Below are 3,559 nucleotides of genomic sequence, written 5' to 3' on the forward strand. Positions count from 1 at the left end.
ACAGCGCGTGCGGGGGCCTGCCGCCCATGTCGCGAGTCTACGGCGTAAACAACCTATCGGCACACAACAGCTAGCGCGCGTCAACCTCCGCGGCCGCACCGCCGAACAGAGCGCGCGAGCCCATTTCGTTCATAGCCGCACGCGTCTGGCCCTCCTCGTACGCAACCTCGACCATCTGCGGATCGGGAGCCTGCTCGCCCGTCTCCTCGTCCTCGCCGCGCAGCTTGAGCATGAGGTGGCGCAATGCCGCCACGGTCCCGGGGAAGTCGGGCGCGGGCTGGCTGGCATGCAGGAACGCCCAATCCATCATGAAGGTCGCCGACGACAGCGAGCCCACGGTGAGCGCGTCGTCGGGACACGACAGATCGATATCGAACAGGCGCTCCTCACCGGGAACCGCATGCGTGCGCCCGCTCACGATGCCGTCCACCAGACCCGTCTCGTTCATGATCTCCACCGTGAGATGCTCCAGCAGGTGCGCGGTCTCGGTGTCGCTCATGCAATCCTGAAAATGCTCGCCGGCGTCACCCAGGCACGCGTGCATGGCGATGGCCGGGGCGAGGTAGTACACGCGAGCCGTGGCCTCGATATCCTCGCAGGTGCGCACCGGCATACCGGGGTTCACCTGAACACGCGCGGTGAGCTTGTCGGCCCCCACCGAGATCTTGATGATATTGAACAGCTCAGCCATGGATCCAGTCCTTTCCTATGTGCGGGTACCGCCCATACGGGGCTACTCGTCTTCGTGCTTCATCTTGCGCAGCGAGGGGCGCTTCGCCTCGTCCTCGTCCTCCTCCGGCGCCGCGGCCTGCGGCTCCTCGGGGGCGGTCACGCGAATGAGAGAGATGCGCTGGCCGCGCATCGACTGCACCTTGAACTTGTACCCATCAACCTCGAATACCTCGCCGATATCGGGCACGGAGTCGCACAGGTCCAAGATCCAGCCGGCGATGGTCTCGTAGTCGTCGCTCTCCTCGATAGGCCAGCCCAGCTCGACGCCGTCGTCGCAGGAGTAACGGCCGTCCACCAGCCACTCGCGGGGCGACAGGCGCGTAAGGTACTTGTTATCGGGATCGAACTCGTCCTCGATCTCGCCCACGATCTCCTCGACGATATCTTCCACCGTGATGATGCCGGCCGTTCCGCCGTACTCGTCCACCACGACCACGATCTGATCGTGCGCGGTCTGCATCTCGGAAAGCAGCGGCAGGATGTCCTTGGTATCGGGCACGAACGCGGCGTCGCGCAGGTTGTCCGACGCCATCTCGTCGGCTTTGCCGTCCAGCACCAGGCCGATGAAGTCCTTGATATGCGCGATGCCGATGATGTTATCGGGGTCCTCGTGGTAGACGGGCATGCGGGAGAAGCCCGTCTGGCGCATGAGGGCCAGCACCTCGGCAACCGTCTGGTCGTCTTCGACCATCGTCACGTCGACGCGCGGCACCATGACCTCGCGCGCCACCGCGTCACCTAGGTCCATGACCTCGTGGATGATGCGCTTTTCCTCATCGAGCAACGTCTCCTGCTCGTTGATCATGTACTTGATCTCTTCCTCGGAGACGTTCTGGCGGTCATCGCCGCTCTTGATGCGCAGGAGGCGGGCCAGGCCGTTTGCGGAGGCCTGCGTGAACCACACCAGCGGACGCGCGATCTTCTGGAACACGGTGAGCGGCTGGGCCACGCGCTTCGCCATGCCCTCGGCGTCGGCCAGGGCGATGCGCTTGGGCACGAGCTCGCCCACGACGATGGACAGATAGGAAACGGCCAGCGTGATGAGCACGGGTGCCAGGCCGCGCGCCACCATGCTGAGCGGCTCGATGCCGAAGCTGCACAGCCAGTCGGCCAGCGGGTCGGACAGATTCGTCGACGCCACCGCCGAGGACGCGAAGCCCACCAACGTGATTGCCACCTGAATGGTTGCGAGGAAGTTGCCGGAGTCGGCCGCGAGCTCGGACGCACGGCGGGCGCGGCGGTCGCCCTCCTCGGCCTCGTGGTCAAGGACCGCGCGCTTGGCCGTGGTGAGCGCCATCTCGGACATCGAGAAGAAGCCGTTGATGATCGTAAGCACGACGGTGGTGATGATGCTGATGGTTATGTCCATGGGGACGCGTTAAACCTCCAAAGGAAACGGGTTCGATACGGGATGCCGAATGAGAAGGCGCTAGATTACGAAGAGGATCACCGCCATGAACTGGAATACGCTACCAGCCAGCACCCACAGGTGCCAGACGCTGTGCATATAGCGGATGCTCTTGGCTGCATAAAACGCGGTGCCCGCCGTATAGCACAGGCCACCGGCAAGCAGCAGGCCCAGGCCGATGGGGTCGAGGGCGGCGATCAGCTGCGGAAGGCGGAATACCACCATCCATCCCATAACGAGATAGATGAGGATGGTCACCCAGCGCGGCTGGCGCTCCCGGCCCACGAGCTCGAAGAGGATGCCCGCCGCGGCGATCACCCACATCGCCACGCATAGGGCGAAGCCGTCGTGATCGGCAAGGGTGACCAGGAGAAACGGCGTATACGTACCCGCAATGAGCAGGTAGATGCAGCTGTGGTCGAAGATGCGGAACACGCGCTTGGCGCCGCGCGCGGGTATGGCGTGGTAGAGGGTGGAGAACAGGTACTCCAAGATGATGGTGACGCCGTAGATGATGCCCGCGGCGAGCGCGGCGGGATGCCCGCCGGAAACCGCGGCCTTCACGATGAGCAGCACCAGGGCCGCGATGCCCAGCAGCACGCCCACGCCGTGGCTCACCGCGTTGAAGATCTCTTCCCCCAAGGTGTACCGTGGAATGGCGTCGTCGGCCTTGGCCTTCTCGAGAGCGCGGCGCGCGGCGCGGACGGCGGCCTTGGAGGCCGCGATTTCGGCAGCATGCTCGGCGTTGACGAGGGCCTCGGTCGAGGCACCGTCCTCGCGGGCAGCCTCGAGTAAGACGCTTGCATCCGCCAAGATCGCGTCGTCGAGAGCCCGGCCGGGCTCGGATTCCGTCGCAGGCGACGCGGAAGCATCGACGGGCGCGGCGGCATCCGGCGCGATCGCGCCGCCGGAGCCATATGAAGCTGTGGATTGATCAGTGGAATCTATACAGCCACCAGGACTGACCGCGTCCGCATCGGCGGACCCGGAAGATGCTCTGTGGGGCGCCGCGGACTCTTCCCGCGGCTTGGAACTGTCGCTCGTATCTGGCATGTATGCTGAGATTCCTCCAAAAACGTTTTTGCATACTATAGCAGAATTGGACAAAAACGCAGAAAGGTGCACCGTTTCTGCGCCGACGCTTCCACGTTCCTTACCAGGTCCTTACCCGCCCCGGATGAATACGCGAGCCCGCGCGCGTTGCGCCCGCCTGCGCGCCCCCTCCCGGCATCAGGGGCGTGCGGCCGCGACAGCGCCAGGCGCGCAGGCGCGGCTCGCGCACCATCCGACCCGACCGGAAGCCGACGCATACAGACGCCCGGTCCCGCAGTCGACGCAACGGGCCGGGCGTTCACCGCGGAAATCGGCGTTACTTGACCTCGATCAGCTCGTATTCGCTGGTACCCAGGCCGATCTTCA

General features: G+C 64.9%; 3 protein-coding genes. All 3 read right to left on the reverse strand.

What is annotated here, in order from left to right:
• Positions 1–70: 70 nt before the first annotated feature.
• Genes I2E26_RS00825 through I2E26_RS09005 form a run of 3 tightly spaced genes read right to left on the reverse strand, consistent with a single transcriptional unit; the run spans position 71 to position 3,193 of the window.
• Positions 71–691, reverse strand: a complete 621-nt coding sequence (locus tag I2E26_RS00825) for a hypothetical protein (RefSeq protein WP_147587797.1) — start codon at positions 689–691, stop codon at positions 71–73.
• A gap of 42 nt (positions 692–733) precedes the next feature.
• Positions 734–2,101 (reverse strand): hemolysin family protein, encoded by a 1,368-nt coding sequence (locus I2E26_RS00830; protein WP_195419243.1) that lies wholly within the window; start codon positions 2,099–2,101, stop codon positions 734–736.
• 60 nt (positions 2,102–2,161) lie between these two features.
• Entirely contained in the window at positions 2,162–3,193 is a 1,032-nt protein-coding gene (locus I2E26_RS09005; RefSeq protein WP_229056305.1) for a hemolysin III family protein, read from the reverse strand.
• Positions 3,194–3,559 lie beyond the last annotated feature (366 nt).

It is taken from the genome of Collinsella sp. D33t1_170424_A12, assembly GCF_015554865.1.
GTDB lineage: Bacteria > Actinomycetota > Coriobacteriia > Coriobacteriales > Coriobacteriaceae > Collinsella.